At 60.9% G+C, this 25,298-nt stretch carries 23 protein-coding genes and 1 pseudogene; 17 read left to right on the forward strand and 7 right to left on the reverse strand.

Translation table 11 applies throughout. The features are described from left to right. Positions 1 to 61: 61 nt before the first annotated feature. A complete protein-coding gene (tolC, locus tag CK911_RS14065) occupies positions 62 to 1,384 on the forward strand; it encodes an outer membrane channel protein TolC (protein ID WP_042023059.1) in 1,323 nt (440 codons plus the stop codon). Between the two features lie 115 nt (positions 1,385 to 1,499). On the opposite strand, the gene hldE is transcribed toward tolC, so the two are convergent. Then, a complete protein-coding gene (gene hldE / locus CK911_RS14070) occupies positions 1,500 to 2,927 on the reverse strand; it encodes a bifunctional D-glycero-beta-D-manno-heptose-7-phosphate kinase/D-glycero-beta-D-manno-heptose 1-phosphate adenylyltransferase HldE (RefSeq protein ID WP_098970699.1) in 1,428 nt (475 codons plus the stop codon). A 204-nt stretch (positions 2,928 to 3,131) separates the two neighbouring features. Here hldE and lpxL point away from each other — a divergent pair, with 204 nt between their 5' ends. From lpxL to CK911_RS14105, 7 genes are all read left to right on the forward strand, one after another. Then, positions 3,132 to 4,055, forward strand: a complete 924-nt coding sequence (gene lpxL / locus CK911_RS14075) for an LpxL/LpxP family Kdo(2)-lipid IV(A) lauroyl/palmitoleoyl acyltransferase (protein ID WP_098970702.1) — start codon at positions 3,132 to 3,134, stop codon at positions 4,053 to 4,055. Positions 4,056 to 4,681: 626 nt separating this feature from the next. After that, the gene (locus CK911_RS14080) at positions 4,682 to 6,604 is read left to right on the forward strand and encodes a PTS mannitol transporter subunit IICBA (protein ID WP_098970704.1); all 1,923 of its coding nucleotides are present in this window, start codon (positions 4,682 to 4,684) and stop codon (positions 6,602 to 6,604) included. Positions 6,605 to 6,641: 37 nt separating this feature from the next. After that, positions 6,642 to 7,787 carry a mannitol-1-phosphate 5-dehydrogenase gene (locus tag CK911_RS14085; RefSeq protein ID WP_172954021.1) on the forward strand — a complete coding sequence of 382 codons (1,146 nt, stop codon included), beginning with the start codon at positions 6,642 to 6,644 and terminating at the stop codon, positions 7,785 to 7,787. Between the two features lie 133 nt (positions 7,788 to 7,920). After that, a complete protein-coding gene (locus CK911_RS14090; RefSeq protein ID WP_005335907.1) occupies positions 7,921 to 8,442 on the forward strand; it encodes an MltR family transcriptional regulator in 522 nt (173 codons plus the stop codon). Positions 8,443 to 8,632: 190 nt separating this feature from the next. Further along, entirely contained in the window at positions 8,633 to 10,420 is a 1,788-nt protein-coding gene (locus CK911_RS14095; protein ID WP_098970708.1) for a sodium:proton antiporter, read from the forward strand. Continuing rightward, a complete protein-coding gene (locus CK911_RS14100; RefSeq protein ID WP_042023066.1) occupies positions 10,417 to 10,989 on the forward strand; it encodes a DNA-J related domain-containing protein in 573 nt (190 codons plus the stop codon). Before CK911_RS14095 ends, CK911_RS14100 begins: the two co-directional genes overlap by 4 nt. A 69-nt stretch (positions 10,990 to 11,058) precedes the next feature. Continuing rightward, a complete protein-coding gene (locus CK911_RS14105; protein ID WP_042023067.1) occupies positions 11,059 to 11,307 on the forward strand; it encodes a hypothetical protein in 249 nt (82 codons plus the stop codon). A gap of 83 nt (positions 11,308 to 11,390) precedes the next feature. Here CK911_RS14105 and CK911_RS14110 read toward each other — a convergent pair whose 3' ends face one another. Then, positions 11,391 to 11,903 (reverse strand): mechanosensitive ion channel domain-containing protein, encoded by a 513-nt coding sequence (locus tag CK911_RS14110; protein WP_098970711.1) that lies wholly within the window; start codon positions 11,901 to 11,903, stop codon positions 11,391 to 11,393. 13 nt (positions 11,904 to 11,916) lie between these two features. Then, a complete protein-coding gene (zntB, locus tag CK911_RS14115) occupies positions 11,917 to 12,882 on the reverse strand; it encodes a zinc transporter ZntB (RefSeq protein WP_068979044.1) in 966 nt (321 codons plus the stop codon). A gap of 140 nt (positions 12,883 to 13,022) precedes the next feature. Between zntB and CK911_RS14120 the strand changes: the two genes are divergently transcribed. Together CK911_RS14120 and CK911_RS14125 are read left to right on the forward strand one after the other, a co-directional pair. Further along, complete coding sequence (locus CK911_RS14120; protein ID WP_098970714.1) at positions 13,023 to 13,472, forward strand: YaiI/YqxD family protein; 450 nt, start codon at positions 13,023 to 13,025, stop codon at positions 13,470 to 13,472. A gap of 124 nt (positions 13,473 to 13,596) precedes the next feature. After that, the gene (locus CK911_RS14125; RefSeq protein ID WP_042023071.1) at positions 13,597 to 14,097 is read left to right on the forward strand and encodes a metal-dependent hydrolase; all 501 of its coding nucleotides are present in this window, start codon (positions 13,597 to 13,599) and stop codon (positions 14,095 to 14,097) included. 64 nt (positions 14,098 to 14,161) lie between these two features. Here CK911_RS14125 and CK911_RS14130 read toward each other — a convergent pair whose 3' ends face one another. Beyond that, a complete protein-coding gene (locus tag CK911_RS14130; RefSeq protein WP_042023072.1) occupies positions 14,162 to 15,367 on the reverse strand; it encodes a NupC/NupG family nucleoside CNT transporter in 1,206 nt (401 codons plus the stop codon). A 545-nt stretch (positions 15,368 to 15,912) separates the two neighbouring features. Between CK911_RS14130 and dbpA the strand changes: the two genes are divergently transcribed. The 3 genes and pseudogenes from dbpA to CK911_RS21510 form a co-directional block, all read left to right on the forward strand. Continuing rightward, positions 15,913 to 17,292 carry an ATP-dependent RNA helicase DbpA gene (gene dbpA / locus CK911_RS14135; protein WP_098970716.1) on the forward strand — a complete coding sequence of 460 codons (1,380 nt, stop codon included), beginning with the start codon at positions 15,913 to 15,915 and terminating at the stop codon, positions 17,290 to 17,292. A 113-nt stretch (positions 17,293 to 17,405) separates the two neighbouring features. Beyond that, positions 17,406 to 17,696, forward strand: a complete 291-nt coding sequence (locus tag CK911_RS14140) for a YkgJ family cysteine cluster protein (protein ID WP_042023074.1) — start codon at positions 17,406 to 17,408, stop codon at positions 17,694 to 17,696. 27 nt (positions 17,697 to 17,723) lie between these two features. Beyond that, positions 17,724 to 17,831: pseudogene (locus tag CK911_RS21510) on the forward strand (YkgJ family cysteine cluster protein); the annotation flags it as partial. Here CK911_RS21510 and CK911_RS14150 read toward each other — a convergent pair. Then, on the reverse strand, positions 17,818 to 18,240 hold the full coding sequence (locus CK911_RS14150; protein ID WP_068979047.1) for a hypothetical protein: 423 nt from the start codon (positions 18,238 to 18,240) through the stop codon (positions 17,818 to 17,820). The pseudogene CK911_RS21510 and the gene CK911_RS14150 overlap by 14 nt on opposite strands. A gap of 273 nt (positions 18,241 to 18,513) precedes the next feature. Here CK911_RS14150 and CK911_RS14155 point away from each other — a divergent pair, with 273 nt between their 5' ends. Next, positions 18,514 to 19,908 carry a PepSY domain-containing protein gene (locus tag CK911_RS14155; protein WP_098970719.1) on the forward strand — a complete coding sequence of 465 codons (1,395 nt, stop codon included), beginning with the start codon at positions 18,514 to 18,516 and terminating at the stop codon, positions 19,906 to 19,908. An 83-nt stretch (positions 19,909 to 19,991) separates the two neighbouring features. Here CK911_RS14155 and CK911_RS14160 read toward each other — a convergent pair whose 3' ends face one another. Further along, positions 19,992 to 20,207, reverse strand: coding sequence for a DUF6500 family protein (locus CK911_RS14160; RefSeq protein ID WP_033136028.1), 216 nt, complete (start codon positions 20,205 to 20,207; stop codon positions 19,992 to 19,994). Between the two features lie 106 nt (positions 20,208 to 20,313). Next, complete coding sequence (locus CK911_RS14165; RefSeq protein ID WP_172954022.1) at positions 20,314 to 21,219, reverse strand: 1,4-dihydroxy-2-naphthoate polyprenyltransferase; 906 nt, start codon at positions 21,217 to 21,219, stop codon at positions 20,314 to 20,316. A 208-nt stretch (positions 21,220 to 21,427) separates the two neighbouring features. Between CK911_RS14165 and CK911_RS14170 the strand changes: the two genes are divergently transcribed. The 3 genes from CK911_RS14170 to menH are packed head-to-tail and all read left to right on the forward strand — an operon-like array spanning position 21,428 to position 25,297. After that, on the forward strand, positions 21,428 to 22,750 hold the full coding sequence (locus CK911_RS14170) for an isochorismate synthase MenF (RefSeq protein WP_098970723.1): 1,323 nt from the start codon (positions 21,428 to 21,430) through the stop codon (positions 22,748 to 22,750). A 32-nt stretch (positions 22,751 to 22,782) separates the two neighbouring features. Further along, positions 22,783 to 24,540 (forward strand): 2-succinyl-5-enolpyruvyl-6-hydroxy-3-cyclohexene-1-carboxylic-acid synthase, encoded by a 1,758-nt coding sequence (gene menD, locus CK911_RS14175; protein WP_098970725.1) that lies wholly within the window; start codon positions 22,783 to 22,785, stop codon positions 24,538 to 24,540. Beyond that, positions 24,500 to 25,297, forward strand: coding sequence for a 2-succinyl-6-hydroxy-2,4-cyclohexadiene-1-carboxylate synthase (gene menH, locus CK911_RS14180; RefSeq protein ID WP_098970728.1), 798 nt, complete (start codon positions 24,500 to 24,502; stop codon positions 25,295 to 25,297). The genes menD and menH overlap by 41 nt, the downstream gene beginning before the upstream one ends. Position 25,298 lies beyond the last annotated feature (1 nt).

Raw genomic sequence — 25,298 nt, forward strand, 5'->3', positions numbered from 1 at the left:
GTGACAATATTTACCCTCTCCAGCAACCCGTTTGGATTACTACACAAGGTTAAATCGATCTATGAAAAGAACACTTTTGTCCGTCATGGTGTTGCTGGGCGTCAGTGCCGGAGCCCATGCTGAAAACCTGCTCGACATCTATCAACAAGCCCAGCTCAAAGACCCGCAGTTGCTGCAATCCAAAGCTGTGCGTGACCAGGCCTTCGAGAAGATCAACGAATCTCGCGCCTCATTGTTGCCACAAATCAATCTGGGTGCTGGCCTGAACTACCTGCAAAACAAGGGTGATACCCAGACTGGTACTACCGCCAGCGGCAACCTCTCACTGGATCAATCCATCTATCGCCGTAGCAACTGGATCAATCTGGACCTGACCGAGAAGAGCGCGACCCAATCTGACGTGAGCTACAACCTCGAAATCCAGAACCTGATGCTGCGCAGCGCCCAGGCTTATTTCAACGTGCTCAAGGCGATGGATACCCTGGAGTTCGTACAGGCCAACAAAGTAGCCGTAGAGCGTCAGCTGGAGCAGACCCAGCAGCGTTTTGAAGTGGGCCTGACCGCCATCACCGACGTTCATGAAGCCGAAGCCTCCCGTGACCAGGCGCTGGCCGACGAGATCAACGCAGAGAATGAGCTGGCCAACAGCTACGAAACCCTGCGCGAGCTGACCGGTATCGATCACCGCAATCTGGATGTGCTGAACACCGATCGTTTCACGCCGCAAAAAACCACCTTTGGCTCCGACAAGTGGCTGGAGTTGGCGCTGGACAAGAACCTGCAACTGCACAACGCCCGCATCACCAAGGACATCGCCAAAGAGCAGATCGATCTGGCCAAGACAGGTCATGAGCCGACTCTCGATCTGGGTGCCGGTCTGCAGAGCAGCAACACCGATTACAAGAACGACACACCGGGCATGAGCAGTGAAAACTCGCAAGGCAACATTGGCCTGACCTTCAAGCTGCCGATCTACAGCGGTGGTGCCACTACGTCCAAAGTGAAGCAGGCCCAATTCAACTACGTGGCCGCCAGCGAACTGCTGGAGAAAAACTTCCGCTCGGTACAGAGTACGGTGCGCTCCTCCTACAACAACGTGAACGCCAGCATCGGCTCGGTACGCGCCTACAGCCAGTCCGTGGTCTCCGCCGATAGCGCCCTGAAAGCGACCGAGGCCGGTTACGAAGTGGGCACCCGCACCATCGTCGATGTGCTGGACTCCACCCGCAAGCTGTACGATGCCAAGCAGAAACTCTCTGCCGCCCGTTACAACTACATCCTCAACATCCTCAGCCTGAAACAGGCTGCCGGTGTGCTGGAAGCGCAGGATCTGGTAGAAGTGAACCAGGGTCTGATGCCTGCCACGGCAAAAACCAAAGCCTGATAACCGTTATCGGGAATGAAAAAGGCGACCGCAATGTCGCCTTTTTGTTATCCGGATTTCTGTCGGCTTGCTCCGGCCGTAGTCGGCCCCGTCAGATTACGGGGCCAGCTGAGCGTTAGCCGCGCTCGCGGATAGTCTTGATGATGTCGGAGGTGGAGCAACCATCTTCAAAATTGAGCACTCGCACCTCACCGCCATTGGCGGTCACCTCGGCGTAACCGGCGATATCCTCCGGCTTGTAATCACCGCCCTTGACCAGCAGGTCCGGCAGGATCTCGGCGATCAGGCGCTGCGGGGTATCTTCACTGAAAGGCACCACCCATGCAACGGCACCAAGGGCCGCCAGCACCGTCATGCGGCGCTCGGTCGGGTTGACCGGACGACCCGGCCCCTTGAGGCGGCGAACCGACTCATCGGTGTTGACCGCCACGATCAGGCGATCCCCCAGCTTGCCAGCGTTGGCCAGATAGGAGACGTGACCGGCGTGCAGGATGTCGAAGCAGCCATTGGTCATCACCACTTTCTCGCCGCGCAGACGGGCGGCACGGACCGCCACTTTCAGCTGGGCTTCAGACATCACACCGAAACCTGTCTCTTGCTCGGTATAGAGGGCGTTGGCCAGCTCGACCGGACTGACGGTAGAGGTACCCAGCTTGCCGACCACGATACCGGCTGCGGTATTGGCCAGCGCACAGGCTTCATCCAGGCTCTTGCCTGCCGCCAGCGCGGTGGCCAGGGTGGAGATCACGGTATCACCGGCACCGGTCACATCGTAAACCTCGTGGGCCTGAGCCGGCAGGTGCAGCTCCGGCTGACCTTCGCGGATCAGGGTCATGCCGTTCTCGGAACGGGTGACCAGCAGGGCATCCAGCTCGAAGCGCTTGACCAGCTCCAGCCCCTTGGCGACCAGATCCTCTTCGCTCTTCACCTTGCCCACCACAGCCTCGAACTCGGACATGTTGGGGGTCAACAGAGTGGCACCGCGGTACTTCTCGAAGTCGGTCCCCTTGGGGTCGACCATCACCGGGATACCTGCAGCGCGGGCCCGCTGGATCATGCCGGGCACATCGTTGAGGGCGCCTTTGCCATAGTCGGAGAGGATCATCACGTCGCAGCTCGGCAACGCCTGCTCAACCTTGCTCATCAGCAGGCTGGCATCGACGGAGTGGAAGGGCTCTTCAAAATCCAGACGCAGCAGTTGCTGGTTGCGGGACAGTACCCGCAGCTTGGTGATGGTCGGGTAGTCGGCCAGACGAACGAAATCACAGGCGACTTTGACGCCAGCCATCTGACCGGCCAGCGCATCGGCCGCTTCATCCTGACCGGTCAGGCCAAGCAGCACGGCGTGGGCGCCAAGAGCGGCGGAGTTGAGGGCCACGTTGGCCGCGCCACCGGGGCGCTCCTCAATGTGTTCAACCTTGACTACGGGTACCGGCGCCTCGGGGGAGATCCGGCCGGTAGGGCCATGCCAGTAACGGTCCAACATGACATCGCCAACGACCAGCACGCGGGCTTTTTCAAAATCGGGCAGGGTGATCTTCATCTGTATCGGCTCTCAAAACCTGAAAAATCAGCGGACGATTTTATCACACTCTTTTATTGGGTGGAGAAAAAGCCGACCGCAGTTGCCGCACCTGTCACGCTAACCGGACGCAGGCTACCCCTCTGACCAGCACACAGCCATTCGCCCCCGCCCCCCCTTTTCGGCTAGAATCCCCCGATTGTGTTTGCGAACAAGAGATTACCCATGGCCCATGACAACGCTCCTCGCCTCGAGCCCCGCCTGTTTCATCCCCGTTACTGGGCCAGCTGGTTCGGCCTCTCCCTACTCTGGCTGCTGACCTTGCTGCCGTGGCGCAGCCAGATGTGGCTGGGCCGCCAGCTCGGCCGCCTCGCCGCCAGAATATTGAAATCCCGGGTGAAGATTGCCCGTCGCAATCTGGAACTGGCGCTGCCGGAACTGACCCAGGATCAGCGGGAGCAGTTGCTGAAAGCAAACTTCGAGAGCGTGGGCTGCGCCGTGTTCGAGGTGGGCATGGCATGGTTCTGGCCAGACTGGCGGATGCGCAACCTGATGAAGGTGGAAGGGGAAGAGCATGTTATCGCCGCCATGGAAAAGGGTCAGGGCATGTTGCTGCTCTCCTGCCACTTCCTGACCCTGGAGCTCAACGCCCGCTGTTTCGGTCTGGTACGCCCCGGGGTGGGGGTCTATCGCCCCAACACCAATCCGGTGCTGGAGTATGCCCAGTACCACGGTCGCTGCGCCTCCAACAAATATCTGGTGGACCGGATGGACGTGAAGGGGATGATCAAGGCGCTGCGCAACGGCGACGCCCTCTGGTACGCGCCGGATCACGACTACGGCAGCCACGCCAGCGTGTTCGTGCCCTACTTCGCCGTCGAGCAGGCGGCCACCATCTCCGGCACCGCCACCCTGGCGCGGGTGAAGAACACCGTCACCCTGCCCTGCTACAACATCCGCACCAGCGAGGGTTACACCCTGCATATCGGGGCACCGCTCGCCGACTACCCCAGCGGTGATGAGATGGTCGATGCCGCCCGCGCCAACCGCGAGATTGAAGCCGCCGTGCGCAAGGCGCCGGAGCAATACATGTGGCTCCATCGCCGCTTCAAGACCCGCCCCTCCCCCGAGGATGCCAGCTTCTACTAAGCAGCCGCACCCGACAGGGGCCATATCGCAAAAACCGACAAACCGCCTGCTGGCGGTTTGTTTTTATCTGCGTTCATCCCTGCACGGCAAACAAGATCCCCGAGCGTCAGCCGCACAATCACACCCTGTATTTTCCTACCCATCTCCATCAGTCAGCCGCAAAAGAGCCCTCATCGCCGACCATAAAGCTGAAAGCGGGTTACAAACTTATTGATTCATTGATAACCAAGAGACTATCTCGATAAATCCATCGTCACTACCCGCTGATATGTTATTGAGCGGATTGCTCCATTCGAGTACAAAAACTGAATTTGTGACGCAAATCACCTTACCACCCGAATGCAGCAAACCAACTTTGGTGACCTGCATCACAAAAACGGGTCACTCAAAACAGAAAGGATCGAAAAGTAGCCGAATTACAGCATCAGAATGTGACCCAGATCACTGGTTGAGAAGGGGGTATGGCGGGGTTTCTGAGAGGTGTGTCACAAGACACCCCGTTTTCAGCCTAATGTGATCGCAAGCTGGTAGATTGAAGTTGCTTAGACGACCGGGATGGCGGTTCGGCAAAACCGGCCATCCCGACTACCACTTTTAATCAAACAGGCTTAAAACGGGGTCCCGACATGTTATCACCGGATACCAAAGTCAAGATACAGAATTTTGGACGCTTCCTGTCCAATATGGTCATGCCCAACATAGGCGCTTTCATCGCCTGGGGCTTTATCACCGCCCTCTTCATCCCCACCGGCTGGCTGCCAAGCGAAACCTTGGCCAAGCTGGTTGGCCCCATGATCACCTACCTGCTGCCGCTGCTGATTGGCTACACCGGCGGCAAGCTGATGGGCGGTGAGCGCGGCGGCGTGGTCGGCGCCATCACCACCATGGGCGTCATCGTGGGGACCGACATCCCGATGTTCATGGGCGCCATGATGGTCGGCCCGCTCGGTGGCTGGACCATCAAGCGCTTCGACAAGGCGATGGACGGTCGCGTCAAGAGCGGCTTCGAGATGCTGGTCAACAACTTCTCCGCCGGCCTTATCGGCATGCTGCTGGCGATCCTCGCCTTCTTCGTGATTGGCCCCTTCGTCAAGGTGCTCTCCGGCCTGCTGGCCGGTGGTGTCGGCTTCCTGGTGGATAACCACATGCTGCCGCTCACCTCCATCTTCGTCGAACCGGCCAAGATCCTGTTCCTCAACAACGCCATCAACCACGGTATCTTCTCACCACTGGGGATCCAGCAGGCGACCGAGCACGGCAGCTCCATCTTCTTCCTGATTGAAGCGAACCCGGGCCCGGGCATGGGCGTGCTGCTGGCCTACATGGTGTTCGGCCGTGGTGCCGCCAAGCAGTCCGCTGCTGGCGCCTCCATCATTCACTTCTTCGGCGGCATCCACGAGATCTACTTCCCGTATGTGCTGATGAACCCGCGCCTCATTCTGGCGGTGATCGCCGGTGGCATGACCGGGGTCTTTACCCTGACCCTGTTCAACGCCGGTCTGGTCTCCCCCGCGTCGCCGGGCTCCATCTTCGCCGTGCTGTTGATGACGCCGAAAGCCTCCCTGATCGGAGTCGCCCTCTCCATCATCAGCGCCACCCTAGTCTCCTTCCTGGTCGCCGCCGTGTTCGTCCGCGCCCAGCAGCCGGAAGCTGACGAGGCCAATGCCCTCGGTGAAGCCACCCGCAAGATGAAAGCCATGAAGGGCGGCAAGCCTGAAACCGCAGCGGCCAAGAAGCCGGGCGGCGAACTGATGGCGGTACGCAATATCGTGGTCGCCTGCGATGCGGGGATGGGTTCCAGCGCCATGGGTGCCGGCATGCTGCGCAAGCGGGTGCAGGCTGCCGGGCTCGATATCAGCGTCACCAACCGCGCCATCGATCAGCTCGACGATCAGGTGGACTGGGTCATCACCCACAAGGATCTGACCGAGCGGGCCCGTCGCCATGCGCCGAATGCTCACCATATCTCGCTGACCAACTTCCTCGACAACGGCCTCTATCAGGAGCTGGTACAGAGCCTGAGCCGCGCCGCCAACGATGACGTCGCCAACCCGCAACTGCTGGTGGCGGCTAACGACGACAGCTACGAGCCGCAAGCAGCCGAGGTCTTTATCCTGAGCCGTCATGACGTGCATCTGGGACTGAAAGCGGACAGCAAGGAGGCCGCCATCCTGACCGCAGGCCGACTGCTGGCAGAGCGCGGATACGTGGCACCCGACTACGTCAACGCCATGCTGGAGCGCGAGCAGCTGGTCTCTACCTACCTCGGCGAGTCCATCGCCGTGCCTCACGGCACCATCGCCGCCAAGAAGTTCGTGAAGCGTACCGGTATCGTCATCTGCCAGTACCCGGCCGGAGTCGCCTTTGGCGAGGCCGCCGATGAGGTAGCGCGGCTGGTGATCGGCATCGCCGCCCGCAACGACGAACACATGCAGGTGATAACCCGCCTGACCAATGCACTGGATGAACCCGGTCTCATCGACCGGCTGGCCAGCACCACGGATCCCCAGGCTTTCCTGGATCTGCTGGGTGCCGAACAGGCTGCGTAATCATCTTTCATCGTCTTTGGTTCAAGAGGTTAATATCATGAAAACATTGCATTTTGGTGCTGGTAATATCGGTCGCGGCTTTATCGGCAAACTGCTGGCTGATGCCAGCCATCAGGTCACTTTCGCCGACGTCAACGACACTCTGATCGATCAGCTCAACCACCGTCAGGAGTACAAGGTCCATGTGGTGGGAGCGGATCAGAAGCTGGACGTGGTGCGCAACGTGGCAGCGGTCAGCTCCGCCGGTCACGAGGTGATCGCCCGTATCATCACCGCCGATCTGGTCACCACCGCAGTCGGCCCCAACATTCTGGACAAGATTGCCAGCACCCTGGCCAAGGGGCTGCAGGCCCGCTTCGATGCTGGCAACCTGACACCGCTGAACGTCATCGCCTGCGAAAACATGGTACGCGGCACCAGCCACCTCAAGCAGGAGGTACTCAAGTACCTGCCAGTCGCGTATCATGCCACGCTCGAAACCTGCATCGGCTTCGTCGACTCGGCGGTGGATCGCATCGTACCGCCCGCTGCGGCCGCCAACGATGATCCGCTGGAAGTGACGGTAGAGAGCTTCAGCGAGTGGATCGTCGACCAGACCCAGTTCAAGGGGGAGCTGCCAAAGGTGGCGGGCATGGAGCCCACCGACAACCTGATGGCCTTCGTCGAGCGCAAGCTGTTCACCCTTAACACCGGCCACATCGTCACCGCCTACCTCGGCAAGCTACGGGGTTACCGCACAGTGCGCGAAGCGATCGAAGATCCGGTGATCCGCAGCAAGGTGCGCCGCGCCATGGAGGAGAGCGGGGCCGTGCTGGTGAAACGCTACGGTTTCGATCCCCGTCTGCATGCCGCCTACATCGAGAAGATCCTCTCCCGCTTCGCCAACCCCTATCTGGTGGACGAGATTGACCGGGTCGGTCGTCAGCCACTGCGCAAACTGGCGGCGGGGGATCGGCTGGTGAAGCCGCTGCTCGGCACCCTGGAGTACGGCCTGCCCAACGAGCAGTTGCAGGAGGGGATCGCCGCAGCGCTGCACTATCGCAATGCCGATGACCCGCAGGCGGTGGAGCTGCAAGCCCTGCTGGCGGAGCTGGGCCCGGCCAAAGCGCTGGCCCGCGTCACCGGGCTGGATGAAGAGAGCGAGGTGGTTCGCGCCATCGTCGCCCGTTACGAAACCCTGTAATGACCCTGCTTGCGGCACATTCAGCCACCACTGATAGCGCGCCAAGCGCTTGAATGGCAAGGGAATGTGCCCCATATGATAAAAACCGGGAGAGAGGCCCACTCTCTCCCTGTCAGCTGGACCCTATACACCTATGACCACACACCAGGAAGATGAAGTACTGGAACGACTGAACGAGCAGGATGGCCCCCGCGGCTTCTTTCTCGAAGCCGTGACCATCCTGGAAGAAGCGGTCGACTCCCTGATGCGACGCGCCTTTCGTCAGGAGGAGTATGCCGTCAAATACGCCATCGAACCCCTGCTCAACCAGAGCGGCCCCCTCGGCCAGCTGGAGGTGCGCCTCAAGCTGATCTTCGCCCTCGGCCTCATCTCCCTCGAGCGCTATCAGGATATCGAAGCCTATATCAAGATCCGCGACTTTCTGGTGCGCGACCCCAAGGATTACCGCTTCAGCGACAAGCCGATCCGTGATCTGCTCGACCGCCTGCACGGGGTCAATCAGGGCGGCATGATGAAGCTGGAGCCCCCCGCCAGCGAAGAAGATTGGGCCTTCTACCAGATGCAGCTCAACCGGCTCGATCAGATGGTGCGCTCCGCACTGGTATTGGCGCTGGCCGACTGTGTCGGCGAGCTCCACAAGGAGAGCCCCATCTAATCCGGCCCCAAGGCCACCCCATAACCACGGTTGGCGTCTGGCTGGCGCCCGTCACACCACCGCCAGCCACCATGACGCCGACTGTCGCACATCTCCCCATCCCGGCCATGACGCCCGCTCCTTCCGGTGTCAATCTGACCAACTTACCCACTACACTAGCTCCATACTCACTGCCTGAATCGAGGTCTGCATGATTGCCCTCTCCCTGGCCGGGATCGCCCTGGTCTCCGTGCTGGCCCAATGGCTCGCCTGGTCGCTGCGGGTGCCCGCCATCCTGTTTCTGCTGCTCACCGGCCTGACCCTGGGTCCGGTCAGCGGCCTGCTCGACCCCGATGCCCTGCTCGGCGATCTGCTGTTTCCGCTGGTCTCCCTGTCGGTGGCCATCATCCTGTTTGAGGGGGCGCTGACCCTCCATCTGGCCGAACTCAAGGGGATCGGCAAGGTGGTGCGCAACCTCTGTTCCACCGGCATGCTGGTCAGTTTCGCCGTCATCGGCAGCGCCGGTTACTTCCTGCTGGGGCTGGACTGGCGGGTCGCCACCATGCTCGGCGCGGTACTGGTAGTAACGGGCCCCACTGTGATTGCCCCCATGCTCAACGTGATCCGCCCCACCCGGGAGGTGGACAGGATCCTGCGCTGGGAGGGGATCGTCATCGACCCCATCGGCGCCCTGTTTGCGGTGCTGGTGTTCGAGGCGGTGCGCCTCGGCAGTCAGGGGGATCTCATCAGCCACACCCTGCTGGCACTGGCCAAAACGGTGGGGGTCGGCACCTTCATCGGGGTGGCGGCTGGCTGGCTCACCACCCTGCTCATTCGCAAGGACTGGCTGCCGGTCAGCCTGCACAAATTCGGGGTGCTGGCGCTGGTGCTGGTCACCTTCAGCCTCTCCAACTGGCTCAGCCACGAATCGGGCCTGCTGGCGGTGACCGTATTTGGCATCTGGCTCGCCAATCAGGAGGGGCTGGATCTGGAGGAGGTGCTGGCGTTCAAGGAAGATCTCGCGGTCATCCTTATCTCCAGCCTGTTTATCCTGCTGGCAGCCCGCCTTGATCTGGCCCAGCTCTGGCAACTCGGCCCCATGGTGCTGGCACTGCTCTGCGTGGTGCAGTTCGTGGCGCGCCCGCTCTGTATTCTGGTCTCGACCTGGGGCTCGGATCTCTCCTGGCGGGCTCGCGCCCTGCTGAGCTGGATTGCACCGCGCGGCATAGTCGCGGCGGCGGTCAGCGCCTCGTTCGCCATCAGCCTACATCAGGCAGAGATCCCCGATGCTGACAAGCTGGTACCGCTGGTGTTTGCGGTGATCATCTCCACCGTGGTGTTGCAGAGCCTCACCTCGGCGCCGCTGGCCAGCCTGCTCAAGATGCGCCAGAGCGCCCCCAACACCTGGCTCATCATCGGCGCCAACTCGGTGGCGCGGGCCATCGGCAAGGCGCTGGCGGATCAGGGGGTGCCGGTGCAACTCTGCGATCCCGCCTGGGAGTTCTGCAAACAGGCGCGGATGAGCAACCTGCCCTGCTACTTCGGCAACCCCCAGTCGGAGCATGCCGAGCTGCACCTGCCGCTCACCAGCATCAGTACCGTGCTGGCACTCTCCCCCAACCGCCACAACAACGCGCTCGGGGTACTGCACTTCGCCCACCTCTACGGCGAGGAGCAGGTCTACTCCCTGCGCTCCAGCGAGCAGCACGGCAAGGCCAACCGGGAGAGCGCCACCTTCCGCGCCCGCCAGAACCTGTTCGGCCCCGACATCAATTATGCCAAGCTGAGCGGTCTGCTAAGCCGGGGTGGCCAGATCAAGGCCACCCGCCTGAGCGAAGCGTTCGACTGGGCCCAATATCAGGCCGCCAATCCCGGCGCCATCCCGCTGTTTGTAATGGACGTCAAGGGCAAACCCCACATCGTCACCGGCCCCGTCACCCCGCAGGCGGGTGAGTTGCTGATCGCCCTGCAACCAGCCAGAGAGCAGGGCGCCGAATGAGCGAGGCCACCCACAATCCGCTGATCGCCCCGCTGCTGGCCCTGCTGCAACAGGCGGCGGGCAGCTACAAGGTGCACGAGCTGATGGCCGACCTGCGCCAGCAGGGGGCAATCCCGCCCTTGGCAGACGATGAGCAGTTGCAGCTATTTCGGGTCAACTTTCTGATCATGAACGCCCTCTACCAGTTGCAGGCCGAGCTCTGGCAAGAGGGGTGGTGGCTGGTGATCAGCACCCTGGATATCCGGCTCGAACCGCTGGCCGACAAATCAAAGGCCAGCCACGCCTTTGCCCTCAGCGAAAATCTGCGCAGCTACTATCTCGACTGGCAGGTGTTCTGGCAGACGGATCGGGCAGAGGTAGAAACCCTGCTCAACCGCTTCTGGCGCGCCTATGACGGGGAGGGACACAAAGAGGAAGCGCTGGCGCTGTTCGAGCTCGATGAAAAGGCAAGTCAGGAGGCGATCCGCCGCCGCTGGCGGGAGCTAGCACTGCAGCACCATCCGGACCGGGGTGGCGATGCCGAGACCTTTATCCGCATCCGCTGGGCCTGGGAGTACCTGCGGGGATGATCCCGTTGCTGCCCCTCTGTGACCGGCATAGACTGAAAGTGGATATTCCCCAAAGGAAAGGAGAGCATCATGACAGTCAGTGAACTTCGTAAGCTCTATCAACAACAGCTCCTCATGGAAGCTGAACTTATCCATGACATCGCGGTTCCCGGCTGGCTCATCGAGTTCAGAGGCAAGGATGGCACCCTCTATGAAATGACCGATACCCTTGGTTGCCCGGTCAGTTTCGGCACGGTCGAGCAGGCCCGCGACCACGTCCATCTGGTGGCCGACTGCCCAATCCAGGTGGAATACCTCTACCGCTTCTTCGAACGCTAACGCAGCACCAGCCAGACACCGCACAGCAAAAAGGCTCCAAGGAGCCTTTTTCAATTCCGGTTACTTTCTATTCCGGTTGCTTTTTATTCCGGTTGTAGCGGTTCCGCCAGCTTGCCCTCCAGCTTCCTGACCGGCTTTTGCAGGATCAGGTTGGCTGGATAGGTGACCAGATCACCGTTGTCATCGCGCACCCGCAGGTAGAACAGGCCGATCTCGGTGATCACGCCGGTGACCGAATCATCCTTGTCGAGGATGCGGATCCGATCGCCAATCCGATAGGGAAAGGCGAAGAAGATGGTGATGCTGGCGGTGATGTTGGAGAGGATCGACCACTGCGCCACCATGGCGACCCCCAGCACTGCGAAGAAGGAGGAGGCGAGCACCACCAGTCGGGAGAAATCGAGCCCCCACACCCCGGCCAGCACCAGCAAGGTGGCGCAGCCGAGCAGGAAGTGGAACACATGGGCCACGTAGAGCACCCGGTTCTCGCTCACCTGCCTGCTCTGGCCGAGCGCCAGCAGGCTCTTGTGAATAAGCCGCCGGATCAGGGTGTGACCCAGCAACAGCAGCAGGGTCAGGCCAATTGATTGCCACATGGGTTATGCCTCCTTACCACCAGCGTCGATGCTTGAGCCAGACTGCCAGCCCGCTTGCCAGCGCCACCAAGGATCCGCAGAAGACCCAGAAGGCGGTCGGGCTCTCGGCCCCGGGCATACCGCCGAGGTTGATGCCAAACAGGCCGGTCAGGAAACTGGCAGGCAAAAACAGCAGCGCCATCACCGACATCTGGTAGGCGCGACGGTTAGTCGCCTCTGCCATCAGATTGTTGATCTCGTCTGCCAGCACCGCCGTGCGCGCCACCCCGGCATCGAGGTCGTCGAGCCAGCGTCGCAACCGGTCGGCAATATCGAGCAGGCGGCGGCGGTCATCTTCATCAAGCCAGCTGATCTTCTCGTTGGCCAGCCGCGCCACCAGATCCCGCTGGGGGGAGAGGTAGCGGCGGATCATGATGAGCTGCTTGCGGATCAGCGCCAGGCGGCCATTGGCAGGCATGTCGCGCATCAGCACCATCTCCTCCAGATCGAGGATCTTGTCGTGCAGCTCCTCGACAAACTCCCCTGCCCGATCGGTCAGGGCATCGCAGATCTCCACCAACCAGTCAGCCGGGGTATCGGCACCGCCACCCAGCTTGAGCTGGTTGAACACATCCTGCTCGGAGAGCAGCGGACGACGACGGCTGCTGATGATGAGATCCGGGGTGATGAAGATCCGCAGGGCCACCATCTCTTCGGGTCTGTGATCCTTGTTGTGATTGATGCCGCGCAGGATCAGCAGCACCGTCTCCCCCATCCGCACCAGCTTGGGACGGTTGCTCTGGCCGAGCAGCGACTCTTTGGCAGCCTCGCCCAGCAGCGGGGTTTGCAGCAACCAGCGCGCCGAATCGGGATGGCCGTAATCCAGATGCAGCCAGGCCGGGCGATCCCCCGGAATGTCGCTTCCCGCCGTCAGCGGCGCCATACCACCCTTGCCATCCAGGGTCAGGGCATAAATTACTTCACCGGGCACCCGATCCATGTCGTCTCCTTCTGATTCTCGCCAACGGCCCCCAGCTTACACGAAAGGCGGGGCCGACTCAGCCCCACGGCGGACAGCGGTCGCCTGTGTTACTATGCCTGCTCTCGTATTCCCCCGTTTTAACCACAGGAAACCATGCCATGCCCATCTGGGTTGATGCCGATGCCTGCCCTATTCCGGTCAAGGAGATCCTCTACCGCGCCGCCCACCGCACCCAGGTCGTCACCACGCTGGTGGCCAATCAAGGCTTGCGGGTTCCCCCCTCCCCCTTTATCAAAACCCAGCAGGTGGAGAAGGGTTTCGATGTGGCAGATCATGTCATCGCCCAGCAGGTTCAGCCCGGCGATCTGGTGATCACCGGTGATATCCCCCTCGCCTCCTGGGTGATCGACGCCGGTGGCGAGGCGCTCAATCCCCGCGGCGAGATCTACACCCGCGAGACCATCAAGGCGCGGCTCGGGATGCGTAATTTCATGGAGGAGCTGCGTTCCGCTGGCGTGCAAACTGGCGGCCCCGCCCCCTTCAACTCTGCCGACAAGCAATGCTTCGCCAATGCCCTCGACAAGTGGCTGGTCAAAGGCAAGTTGTAAAGAGACCCTAAAGGCGCCCAGCTTGGGCGCTTTTTCACCGTAACATCCTGATTTTTAAAATAACAGCTGACCAACGCCAGCGGCCTGATAAGATGCGCCGCCCTTTCTCCACACAGTAATCATCATGACCGCCCAAGGGCACCTGCTCTTCTCTGTTACCTGCGCCCTGCTCGCCCACAAACTACAGCTCACCCCGGCCCTGGCCGATGCCAGCCTGTGGCAGACCATTCCTGCCGCCTTGGCCAGTGCGCTGCTGCCCGACCTCGATCATCCCAAATCGGTGCTGGGACAACGACTGCCGTGGATCTCGAAACCCCTGTCGCGACTGTGCGGCCATCGCGGCTTCACCCACAGCCTGCTAGCCGTGGCCATCGCCATCTGGGGACTAAACCAGAGCTTGCCTGCCGGATCTGTGCCTGTCGGGGTCAAAGATGCGCTTATCGTCGGCTACCTCAGTCATCTGCTGGGAGACTGGCTCACCCCGGCGGGCATTCCGCTCTTCTGGCCCATCAAGCGCCGCTTCCGGCTGCCGGGCTGGCCGCTCAAAAGCGGTGGCCCTCTGGAAACCGGCTTTTGCACCCTCACCCTGCTGGTTGCTGGCTGGTGGTGCGGCTGGTTGATATAACGCAGAGACAAAAAAGGCCCCGAACCTGAGTCCGGGGCCTGCCAGTGGTGATGCCACTAGAGGATTAGATCATGATGCCAGCGATAACCGCAGAGAGCAGGCTGACCAGGGTAGAGCCGTAGACCAGCTTCAGACCGAAGCGGGAAACCATATTGCCCTTCTCTTCGTTCAGCGCCTTCACCGCACCGGCGATGATGCCGATGGAGCTGAAGTTGGCGAACGACACCATGAAGATGGAGAGGATGCCGACGGTACGCGGCGAGAGCTCGGCCGCAACCTTGCCCAGATCCATCATGGCCACGAACTCGTTGGTTACCAGCTTGGTCGCCATAATAGAGCCCGCTTGCAGCGCTTCACCACTCGGGATACCCAGGATCCAGGCGATTGGGTAGAAGAGGTAGCCCATCACGAACTGGAAGTTGACGCCAAACGCCATCTCAAACAGGTAGTTCACCAGCGCAATCAACGCGATAAAGCCCACCAGCATGGCCCCCACGATCACCGCAACGGTGAAACCGGCCATGATGTACTCGCCCAGCATCTCGAAGAAGTTCTCTTTCTTCGGCGTGTGGTGTTCGTCACCTTCGGTGATGGCTTTCAGGTCGGTCACCGAGTTATCCGGCTCGTACGGGTTGATCAGTGACAGCACGATGAAGGTACTGAACATGTTGAGCACCAGTGCGGCAACCACATAACGTGGCTCGATCAGCTGCATGTAGGCACCGACGATGGACATGGAAACGGTGGACATGGCCGTCGCTGCCAGGGTGTACATCTGCTTCTCGTTCAGGTGCGGCAGGGTGTTCTTGAGGGCGATGAAGTTCTCGGACTGACCGACGATCATCGAGCTGATGGCATTGAAAGACTCCAGCTTGCCCATGCCGTTGATCTTGGCCAGCACTGTACCTATGCCACGAATGACGATAGGCAGCAGACGGATGTACTGCAGAATGCCGATCAGCACCGAGATGAAGACGATGGGCATCAGCACCATCAGGAAGAAGGAGAAGGCCCCTTCGTTGACCAGACCACCGAACACAAAGTCGGTGCCCTGTTTGGCAAACTCCATCAACTTGGTGAAGCCAGCCGCGAAGCCCCCCACCACCGCCAGACCCACTTCGGAGTTCAGCATGAACCAGGCCAGCGCCAGTTCGACCACCAGCAGTTGGCCAATATAACGCAGCTTGATCTGTTTCCAGTTGTGGCGGTTAGCCAGCAGCGAAAGAGCGAGGACCATGACCAGTCCGAGCACAAAGTGAACGTATTCCATACCTGTAGCACCTGAGTAAATTGTAATTTTTGACCGGCGCCATCATAGACATTTGCACATTTAAAAATCAGATAGCCATCACAATCCCGCTCAATAATATGCATGCAGGATAATACAAACGTTTTTAAATTAATTGCGCAATGAACTGATATTAATCACACAACATAGATAACATAAATCCTTTTAAAACATCACGTTGGGCAATGCAGACGCCGTTTTCATGTTTTTGAAAATATTCGAGCAGCATTTTCGCAACATTTCCTGTGGCGTAACGACTGCTCGTAGAATATTTTTCAGTGATTATATTGAAATACCGAAAATGGAAAACGTTTATCCGCGATAAATAATTAGATGAGTGTTTGAAAAATAGTCCTTATCGCATTGTCAGTTATTGCCAGCGATCTGTTTGGCAACAAATGAACCCTGCATGCGCGCCCCTATGGTCAACCGTTCAAATTTCCGCCACATCCACTGCCACATTCTGGTATGATGCGCGGCCTTAGCGCTCGTGCGCATCCCCGTTTTCTTCGAAATAGAGTCTTTTTGTGAACAACAGCGAATTTAGCAGCCTCAATCTCTCCCCCGCCCTGCAAGAGAACCTCATCAGCCTGGGTTATCTGCAGATGACACCGATCCAGGCCCAGAGTCTGCCCCTGGTGCTCGATGGCAAAGACCTGATCGCCAAGGCTAAAACCGGTAGCGGCAAGACCGCCGCCTTCGGCCTTGGCCTGCTGGCACAGCTCAACGTCCATCGTCTCGAAGTGCAGGCGCTGGTGCTCTGTCCGACCCGCGAACTGGCAGATCAGGTGGCGCAGGAGATCCGTCGTCTGGCCCGCGCCCTGCCCAACGTCAAGCTGGTGACCCTGTGCGGCGGCACCCAGACTGCGCCCCAATCGGCCACGCTGGGCTTTGGCGCCCACATCGCTGTCGGTACCCCGGGCCGCATCCTCAAGCATCTGGAGCAAGGCACCCTGGAGTTGTCTGGCCTTAAAACCCTGGTGCTGGACGAAGCCGACCGGATGCTGGACATGGGCTTTGGCGAAGAGATCAACCGGGTCATCAGCTATGCTCCCCAGCAGCGCCAGACCCTGCTGTTCTCCGCCACCTACCCGGAAGGGATCGCCCAGATGAGCCGCGGTGTGCAGCGCAATCCGGTCGAGGTGAGTGTCGAGTCTCTCCATGAGGGGAGCGCCATCGAACAGAAGCTCTATGAGGTGCCATTTGGCGAGCGCCTCGACGCCCTCACCTGGTTGCTGAGCCACTATCAGCCAGCCTCCTGCGTGGTGTTCTGCAACACCAAACGCGCCTGCAACGACGTGGCTGATCATCTGGCCGCCAAAGGTTTCTCGGCGCTGGCACTGAACGGCGATCTGGAACAGCGCGAGCGGGATCAGGTGCTGGTGCGCTTTGCCAACGGCAGTGCCACCATTCTGGTGGCCACCGACGTGGCAGCCCGCGGCCTCGACATCAAAGAGCTGGGCGCCGTCATCAACTACGAGCTGACCTATGACCCGGAGATCCATGTCCATCGCATCGGTCGTACCGGCCGTGCTGGCCAGCAGGGTCTGGCCCTGAGCCTCTATCAGCCGAACGAAGCCCAGCGCGTCAACTTTATCGAAGAGTACCAGCAGGCCCCGATGCCGCAGGGCGACCTCACGCTGATTGGCCGTGACATCAAGCCGATTGCGCCACAGATGGTGACCCTCTCCATCGATGCGGGCCGCAAAACCAAGGTGCGAGCTGGAGATATTCTGGGCGCCCTGACTGGCGAAGGCGGTATTGCCGGTGCCGATGTCGGCAAGATCCAGATCTCCGAGCAGTACTCCTACGTCGCGGTAAAATGCAGTGTGGCGAGTGCCGCCCTCAAGCGGCTGCAAGAAGGCAAAATCAAGGGGCGCACCTACCGCGCCCGCAAACTGGGCTAAACCTGAGGATGGGCCGCTTGGCTGCCCGACTCACGGTTGACCACAATACGGGCGCCTTTGCAGGCGCCTGTTTTTTATAAAAAATGTGCTATTCCATGGCATGGACAACATAGATGAACCAACAAACCCCAGTCGAGGTCAGCTGCCAGAACTGCGAAGCCTGCTGCTGTCGCCTTGAAGTGATGCTGTTTACTGATACCGGCGTACCGGATCGCTACGTCGATGATATCGAAGGCCAGGTGCCGGTGATGCACCGGCTGGAAGATGGCTGGTGTGCCGCCCTCGATCGCAACACTATGATGTGCCGCATTTATGAAGTGCGACCGCTGATCTGCCGTGAATTCGAAATGGGCGAGCCCGACTGTGTGGATGAGCGGGACAAGTGGTTTATCACGCTGGCCTGACCCGGGCGCTCGATCGCACTCCCCGCCATGATGTGCCGGATCTACGAGGTGCGACCGCTGATCTGCCGTGAATTCGAAATGGGTGAACCCGACTGCGTTGACGAGCGGGACAAGTGGTTTATCAGCTTGGCGTAAGCCCTGCCACGGTGATATCGCAGGGATCGGGGGTGAGCTGCTGCTCCAGCCAGTGGATCGCTGCCGCCTCCTGTTCGAAATAACGCACCGCCCTGAATGGCAGATCCCTGAAGAGGTTATCTGCCAGATAGCGTTTGAAACCACCCTCTAGCACTACCGCCAGAAACCGGCAGCCACTGCTGGCGCACCAGCCAAACTGGCGGCGAAAACGGGCCAGCACCTCGGGCCCGGCGGCTTCAAACTCGGTCGCGACCTCCACAATCCCCCAAGGCAGGCCGACCAGCTCAACCAATTCCTCGCGAAAGTCAGCCTCATAGGCCATGGCACCCGCCAGATTAAAGGCGCCATTTGGCCGACAGATCAGCATCTGACCCCGGCGCACCATCTCGAATTGCCCATGTGGCTGCATCCTTGCTCCCTTGCGCTGCAACTGCCTGCAAATTGTTATCATAAGGTAATAATTTATAAAGAAAAGTCCAGCAAAAACCTTTCCTTATGAAGACCAGACGCCTCATCTGGCTAGCCAGAAAAACCTTCTCATACCTTCACACTGTCACCATCCCGCACCGGATCAGTCGCAACGAAATGTGTGATTGCAGTTAATAAAAAGTTACTGCTATTATCCGCGCCGCCACCAACATTCCACCAACCGAAAGGTTTGGCAACCCAACAAGGATGCGCAATGAAAAACAGGGACTCGAGTCATTACCAACGGATCTGGCGCTGGCACTTCTACGCCGGTCTCTTCGTTGCCCCGTTCCTGATCCTGCTGTCGCTGACCGGGATCGTCTATCTGTTCAAACCCCAGCTCGACAACCTGATGTACCCCGAGCTGATGAAGGTCGCCCCCGCCAGCCAGACCCTGAGTGCCGACCAGCTGCTGGCCAAGGCGATGATGACCATGCCCGATGCCAGCCTGCGTAAATACCTGCCCCCTGCCGCTCCCGATCAGAGCGCCCAGTTCATCGTCAATCGGGGCGAACAGGAGCTGACCCTGTTTATGGATCCCGCCAGCGGCGCCCTGCTTGGCACCATGGATAACAAGTGGAATCTGCAAGCGGTGGCCCGCTCCCTGCACGCCGACCTGCTGCTCGGCATCACGGGGGATCGGCTGATCGAACTGGCGGCAGGCTGGGGTCTGGTACTGCTGTTAAGCGGCCTCTACCTCTGGTGGCCACGCAAGGGGCCCGGGGTGGGCGGCATCCTCTGGCCCAGAATAAGCCAGCGCGGACGCCTCTGGTGGCGGGATCTGCACGCCGTGGTCGGCTTCTGGGGAGCCGGTTTCCTGCTGCTGTTGCTGCTGAGCGGCATGACCTGGACCGGTTTCTGGGGCGATCAGTTTGCCGCGGTCTGGAACCGCTTCCCCGCCGCCATGTGGAACGAGGTGCCCAAATCGGCACCGCTGGCCCGCACCCTGAATCAGGCTCATGAGCAGACCGTTCCCTGGGCGGTGGAGAACACTCCTATGCCCAGCTCGCAGCCAGCTAACAAAGAGCACGATCATGGCGCCATGAACCACGGCGAGCATGAGGGAGTGGTGATGGCGAGCCAGCGCATTGCGCTGCAACAGGTGGTCGAGACCGCCAGTGAACGGGGAGTCAAACCGGGTTACAGCATCACCCCGCCGGTCGGCGACACCGGCGTCTACACCATTGCCCTGTTTGCCGATGATCCACGCAACGACGCCACCCTGCATATCGATCAATACAGCGGCAAGGTGCTGGCCGATGTGCGCTGGCAGGATTACGGCCCGGTCGCCAAGACGGTGGAGAGCGGCGTCATGCTGCATATGGGCAAGCTCTACGGCTGGCCCCATCAGCTGGCCATGCTGATCATCTGCCTGATGGTGCTGGCCAGCGCCGTGAGCGGCTTGTGGATCTGGTGGTGCCGCCGTCCGCAGGGCCGTCTCGCCGCGCCGCCGCTGCCCACAAAACTCCCGCCGATACGTGGTGCTATCGCCCTGTTGATGCTGCTGGGGATCGCCTTCCCGCTGGTGGGGGCCTCCATGGTTGCCATCTGGCTGCTGGATACCCTGATCTTCTCCCGCAGCCCCCTCAAGGTGGCGCGCGCCAGCTAGTCGATAACATCATCGACCACCAACAGAGAGGGCTCCCGCTTGGGAGCCCTCTCTGTTTCATTGCGTTTCATTGCGACCAACTTTCACTCCTGCTCGACCAGCAGGAGAATTTTCTTGGCCTTCTCAAAGTGATCGAGCTTGTGGGTCTGGATCCACCAGGTCGCTGCCTCCATCAGCAAATCGGGATCGTCATTGCGATTGGCAAAGAAGGCATAAAAGGAGAGCCCGACCGTCTCCCCCTTCTGGGCGATTTTTTGCTGGCATACCTGAATGATTTTCTGTTTGAGTGATGCACGCATGGTGGTGTTCCTGTCTGGCCTATCCAGTGCCAACACGTCTCGTCGGCACATAAAAAGGGCTCCCACCTCGGGAGCCCGTTTCACATAACAACAAGCAGGTCGCTCATCAGGAGAGCGCCAACCCGATGGAGAGCAGCAGGCTGAACAGAAACGCGCTGATGGCGGTTTTCTTGAGCGCGCCAGTCAACACCTCGCCATCAAAGCTTTCGCGCAGGGTCTTGGCCGCATCGCTGAGGGGCTTCATGGCTGGCAGGAAGATCCACGGCCAAACGCTGGCGGGCTGGGTCAGGATAAAGGCGATGGTCGCCAGTAGCGCCGCCCCCAGCAGCACCCAGTGATAGGCGATGGCGCGGTTGCGGCCAAGGCGTACCGCCAGGGTGATCTTGCCGCTGGCGGCGTCGGTCTCGATGTCGCGCACATTGTTAATATTGAGCACGGCGGTCGCCAGCAGACCACAGGCAGTGGCGGGCAGCAGCAGATCCCAATCCAGACTTTTGGTGAAAAGGTAGTAAGAGCCGAGCACCCCCAGCAGACCGAAGAACAGGAACACCGAAATATCGCCGAATCCGCGATAGCCGTAAGGGGTCTTGCCCACGGTATAGGTCACCGCTGCGACGATGGCAGCACCGCCCAGCACCACAAATGCCAAAATCTGCAGCCACTGACCGCCGAAGGCGCAGCCCAGCAACAGCAGGCCACTGGCCACCGCCGCCAGCGCGGTCAGTGCCATCGCCACGCACATCTGCTTTTGAGTGATAAGGCCGGAGACCACCGCCCGCTGCGGGCCGATCCGCTCGCCGTTGTCGGCGCCGGAGACCGCATCACCGTAATCGTTGGCCAGATTGGAGAGGATCTGCAGCAGGATGGCGGTCAGCAGCGAGAGCGCCATAATGGCGCCATCGAAGGCGCCACGACTGGCAGCCAGCCCCGAGCCCAGCAGGATGGAAGAGCAAGCTAGCGGCAGTGTTCGCAAACGCGCCGCCAGCAACCAAACAGAGAAGGTATTTGTCATATTGTGATGGCCAAACAATCGGATATTGATCGTGTTAAGGGTTATCGAACCGGATTTGGGTATACTTGGCCCCGGAGAGTGAAACTCCCTCGGGCGATTTACATGGACGAATGGGCAGATAATATATAGGAAATCATCGCCCTTTGGCATAAACCTACGGCATCCTGCTACCGGATCGCTCGTTACTACCCGGCTCAGAAAAGAATCCATGTTGGCTCAGACCCATATCAAGCAACAACTGGACGCCCTGCGTCACAGCAACGTCAGCGGCTTCGTGCGATTGCGCGTAGGGATCGAGGTACGCTCCTTTCTGGGCTGGCTCGCGGCGCAAACCCTCTATCCCCGCATCTACTGGCAGGCCCGTGGCCAGGATCGTCCAGAGTATGTCGCGCTGGGCGCCATCCATGAGCTGACCGAGCCACACGCCATCAAGCGGGTGTGCGCCAACACGGGCAGCCAGCATCACGACGACAGCCCCCGCTACTATGGCGGACTGGCGTTCGATCCGGCCCAATCCGGCTGGCAAGGGTTTGGCCCCTGCCGTTTCGTGTTGCCCCGCATCGAGCTGGTGCGCCGTGGCGAGTGCGTCAGCCTCTGCCTCAACCTCTGGCTGGATGGCGACAATCTCGAGACCGAACTGCAAGCAGCCGAAGCAGCCCTTGATGCCCTGCGCCCGGAAGCTCCGCTGCCCGCCCTGCAAAAGCAGCCCTGGCAGCGACAGGATTGCCCCGGCCCCGCCCAATGGCAGACGCTGGTAGAACGGGTCACGGCCCCCGATTTTCAGGCCCACACTCCCAAGGTGGTGCTGTCGCGGGAGAGCATCCTGACCAGTCTGCACAGCGATGGTGATGTGTGCCCCTGGGCCATGCTCGACCAGTGGGCCCGCCACGCTCAGGACTGCTTCCACTTCGGTTTTCAATTCTCCCCCGAGCAGGCCTTTATCGCCTGCTCCCCCGAGCGGCTCTACCGCCGGGAAGGGAGCCACCTCTTTACCGAGGCGCTGGCGGGCACCATCCGCCGCTCCGGCGATGAAGAGGTGGATGCCCAACTGGCCGCCGAGCTGCTGGCCGACAACAAAAACCGGCTGGAGAACCGGCTGGTACACGCCGACATCCTCAGCCGTCTGGCGCCACTGGCCCACGACGCAACCCTGACCGAGCCGCGCATTCTCAAACTGCGGCTGCTGCAGCACCTCAAGTGCGATATCGAAGCCGAACTCAAGCCCGGGGTCTGCGACTGGCAGCTGCTCGACGCCCTCCACCCGACTCCGGCGGTGGGTGGTGCCCCGCGCGAAGCGGCGCTGGCCTTCATCCGCGAATTCGAGCCCTATGATCGGGGCTGGTACGCCGGTGCCTGCGGCATGCTGAGCCGGGAGACCTCCGAGTTCTCGGTCGCCATTCGCAGCGCCCGCATTCAGCCGGGCAGCGTCACCCTGTTTGCCGGTGCCGGCATTGTCGCCGGTTCCGAGCCTGTCGCCGAGTGGGCCGAGCTCGACAACAAGATCGCCAATGTGCTCTCCCTGCTGGGATAGTCATTCACCCTTTTCACGCTACGAGAGCCCCTATGCCCACCTGTCAAGAGCCTGCCAGCGAAGAGTTTGCCTGCACCCCGTTTTCGAGCCAGCACGCCACCTTCAACCACATCTGGTCTTCCCTCTTGCTGGAGGAGCTCTTTCGCCTCGGGGTGCGCGACATCGCGCTGGCCCCCGGCTCCCGCTCTGCGCCACTGACCATGGCGGCTGCGGCCCATCAGGGCTTTCGCCGTCACTTGCACTTTGATGAGCGCGGCCTCGGCTTTATGGCGCTGGGGCTGGCCAAGGGGAGCAACCGGCCAGTGGCGGTGATCATGACCTCCGGCACTGCGGTAGCCAACCTCTGGCCTGCCGTGGCAGAGGCCCAGCTCACCGGCGTGCCGCTGATTATTCTCTCCGCCGATCGTCCCCCGGAGCTCATCGACAACGGCGCCAATCAGGCGATCGACCAGCAGGGGATCTTCGGCCACTACCCCGTCTATCAGCAGAACCTGCCGAGCCCCACCCCGACCATTCCCGCCGCCTTCGTGCTGAGCTCGGTGGATCAAGCCTTGGCCAAACAGGCGCTCACTCCCGGGGTGGTGCACTTCAACTGCATGTACCCCGAGCCCCTCTACCCGGGCGAGCACTATCAGGATTTCTCCGACTATCTGGCCCCCCTCGGCGACTGGCTCGGCTCGCACAGGCCATGGAGCCCGTGGCTCGCGATCGAACCGACCTGCCCGCCGCAACCCGAGTGGCGCGAGTGGCAGCACAAGCGCGGGGTGATTGTGGCCGGACGGATCACCGAACCCGAACAGGCGCAGGCGGTCGCCGCGCTGGCGGAGCAACTCGGCTGGCCGCTGCTGGCAGATCTGCAGAGCCAGATCCGCTTCGATAGTCGCAACCTCATCCATATGGATCTGGCGCTCAACGACCCTGAATTCGTCGCCGAGCTGGGCCGCGCCGAGGTGCTGCTGCAATTTGGCGCGCGGCTTGTCTCCAAGCGGCTTGGCCAGTTCATCAAACACCATTCATGGCAGGATTACTGGCTGGTGGATCCGCAACCGGCGCGGCTCGATCCCGACTACCGGCTGCGCAACCGGCTGCTCTGCAGCACCAGCGCCTTTGCTGCGGCCCATCCGGTCACCACCCAGGGCCCTTGGCACAAATTGGCCGAGCTGCAACACAACGCCAGCCAGCAGATCGCCGCCGCCTGCGAGGGTTTCTCGGAGCTCGGGGTCTGCCATCGCCTCAACAGCCTGATCGAAGGGCAACTGTTTGTCGGCAACAGCATGCCAGCCCGACTGATGGATATGCTCGGCGAAACAGGCAAGGGGCCGAGCCGGGTGATGACCAACCGCGGCGCCTCCGGCATCGACGGCCTGATTGCCACTGCCTACGGTTTTGCCCAATCGGTCGAGCAAGGCAGCGACGAGCCCACCACCCTGCTGCTTGGGGATCTCAGCGCCCTGCACGATCTCAACAGCCTCGCCCTGCTTGGCAAGGCGAGCCGACCGCTGGTGGTGATCCTGCTCAACAACGATGGCGGCAGCATCTTCCGTATGTTACCGGTACCCACCGAAGGGGAGCTGCTGGAGAGCTACTACCGGCTGCCCCACGGCCTTGCCTTTGAACATGCCGCCGCCATGTTTGGCCTCAGCTATCGCGCACCAACCACCTTGACCGAGTTCGAGCACGATTACTGCGCCGCCCTCAAACATGGCGTTACCTTGATCGAGATCCGGGTACCGAGCGAGCAGGTAGCCGATGATCTCAAGGCGCTGGGGGCCGCCATCCGTGGCAAATAAAGATGCCAATGTGCCGCTGGTGCTGCTGCACGGCCTGCTCGGCGATGGAAACGACTGGCAACCGGTGATCGACCGGCTGCCTGCCATCCACTGTATAGCCCTCGATCTGCCGGGTCACGGCCAGCATCGCGAGCTCAACGTCAGCGACTTTGAACAGAGCCACCAGTGGCTGGTTGCCGAGCTGGCCAGCCGCAACATTGAACGCTATCTACTGGCGGGTTACTCGCTGGGGGGGCGACTGGCCCTCTATCACGCCAGCCGCGAGCCCGCCGGGCTGCAGGGACTGCTGCTGGAGAACTGCCACCCGGGGCTACCGGCCAGTGAACGGGCCGCCCGCATCCAGCACGATGAACTGTGGGCGCAGCGCTTCGAGCTCGAGCAACTCGCCTCGGTGCTCGGCGACTGGTACCAGCAAGGGGTGTTTGCCGATCTCGACGAAGCGGCTCGGGCCCGCCAGATCGCCAAACGCCTTGGCAATGATGGCTGCGCCATCGCCACCATGCTGCGTGCCACCTCGCTCGGCCAGCAGCCGGATCTCGCCCCCTGGCTAATGCAGTGCCAGCTGCCGGTCACCTGGGTGAGTGGCAAGCGGGATCACAAATTCCATCAGCTGGCTTGCCAGCTGGCGAACCAACATCGCAAAATCAACCACTTGGTACTGGATGGCGGCCACAACCTGCACGCCAGCCAGCCCGACACCTTTGCCCGACTCCTCGCGGAGTGGGTCAACCAACAAGAAGAGACGAGTCATGATTGAA

This window comes from Aeromonas sp. CU5 (genome assembly GCF_002586745.1).
GTDB classification, from domain to species: domain Bacteria; phylum Pseudomonadota; class Gammaproteobacteria; order Enterobacterales; family Aeromonadaceae; genus Aeromonas; species Aeromonas sobria.

Bases quoted from the DNA above. Each gene is read 5' to 3' on its own strand.
- tolC (WP_042023059.1), top strand. From the start codon at position 62: ATGAAAAGAACACTTTTGTCCGTCATGGTGTTGCTGGGCGTCAGTGCC.
- hldE (WP_098970699.1), bottom strand. From the start codon at position 2,927: ATGAAGATCACCCTGCCCGATTTTGAAAAAGCCCGCGTGCTGGTCGTT.
- lpxL (WP_098970702.1), top strand. From the start codon at position 3,132: ATGGCCCATGACAACGCTCCTCGCCTCGAGCCCCGCCTGTTTCATCCC.
- CK911_RS14080 (WP_098970704.1), top strand. From the start codon at position 4,682: ATGTTATCACCGGATACCAAAGTCAAGATACAGAATTTTGGACGCTTC.
- CK911_RS14085 (WP_172954021.1), top strand. From the start codon at position 6,642: ATGAAAACATTGCATTTTGGTGCTGGTAATATCGGTCGCGGCTTTATC.
- CK911_RS14090 (WP_005335907.1), top strand. From the start codon at position 7,921: ATGACCACACACCAGGAAGATGAAGTACTGGAACGACTGAACGAGCAG.
- CK911_RS14095 (WP_098970708.1), top strand. From the start codon at position 8,633: ATGATTGCCCTCTCCCTGGCCGGGATCGCCCTGGTCTCCGTGCTGGCC.
- CK911_RS14100 (WP_042023066.1), top strand. From the start codon at position 10,417: ATGAGCGAGGCCACCCACAATCCGCTGATCGCCCCGCTGCTGGCCCTG.
- CK911_RS14105 (WP_042023067.1), top strand. From the start codon at position 11,059: ATGACAGTCAGTGAACTTCGTAAGCTCTATCAACAACAGCTCCTCATG.
- CK911_RS14110 (WP_098970711.1), bottom strand. From the start codon at position 11,903: ATGTGGCAATCAATTGGCCTGACCCTGCTGCTGTTGCTGGGTCACACC.
- zntB (WP_068979044.1), bottom strand. From the start codon at position 12,882: ATGGATCGGGTGCCCGGTGAAGTAATTTATGCCCTGACCCTGGATGGC.
- CK911_RS14120 (WP_098970714.1), top strand. From the start codon at position 13,023: ATGCCCATCTGGGTTGATGCCGATGCCTGCCCTATTCCGGTCAAGGAG.
- CK911_RS14125 (WP_042023071.1), top strand. From the start codon at position 13,597: ATGACCGCCCAAGGGCACCTGCTCTTCTCTGTTACCTGCGCCCTGCTC.
- CK911_RS14130 (WP_042023072.1), bottom strand. From the start codon at position 15,367: ATGGAATACGTTCACTTTGTGCTCGGACTGGTCATGGTCCTCGCTCTT.
- CK911_RS14140 (WP_042023074.1), top strand. From the start codon at position 17,406: ATGAACCAACAAACCCCAGTCGAGGTCAGCTGCCAGAACTGCGAAGCC.
- CK911_RS14150 (WP_068979047.1), bottom strand. From the start codon at position 18,240: ATGCAGCCACATGGGCAATTCGAGATGGTGCGCCGGGGTCAGATGCTG.
- CK911_RS14155 (WP_098970719.1), top strand. From the start codon at position 18,514: ATGAAAAACAGGGACTCGAGTCATTACCAACGGATCTGGCGCTGGCAC.
- CK911_RS14160 (WP_033136028.1), bottom strand. From the start codon at position 20,207: ATGCGTGCATCACTCAAACAGAAAATCATTCAGGTATGCCAGCAAAAA.
- CK911_RS14165 (WP_172954022.1), bottom strand. From the start codon at position 21,219: ATGACAAATACCTTCTCTGTTTGGTTGCTGGCGGCGCGTTTGCGAACA.
- CK911_RS14170 (WP_098970723.1), top strand. From the start codon at position 21,428: ATGTTGGCTCAGACCCATATCAAGCAACAACTGGACGCCCTGCGTCAC.
- menD (WP_098970725.1), top strand. From the start codon at position 22,783: ATGCCCACCTGTCAAGAGCCTGCCAGCGAAGAGTTTGCCTGCACCCCG.
- menH (WP_098970728.1), top strand. From the start codon at position 24,500: ATGATCTCAAGGCGCTGGGGGCCGCCATCCGTGGCAAATAAAGATGCC.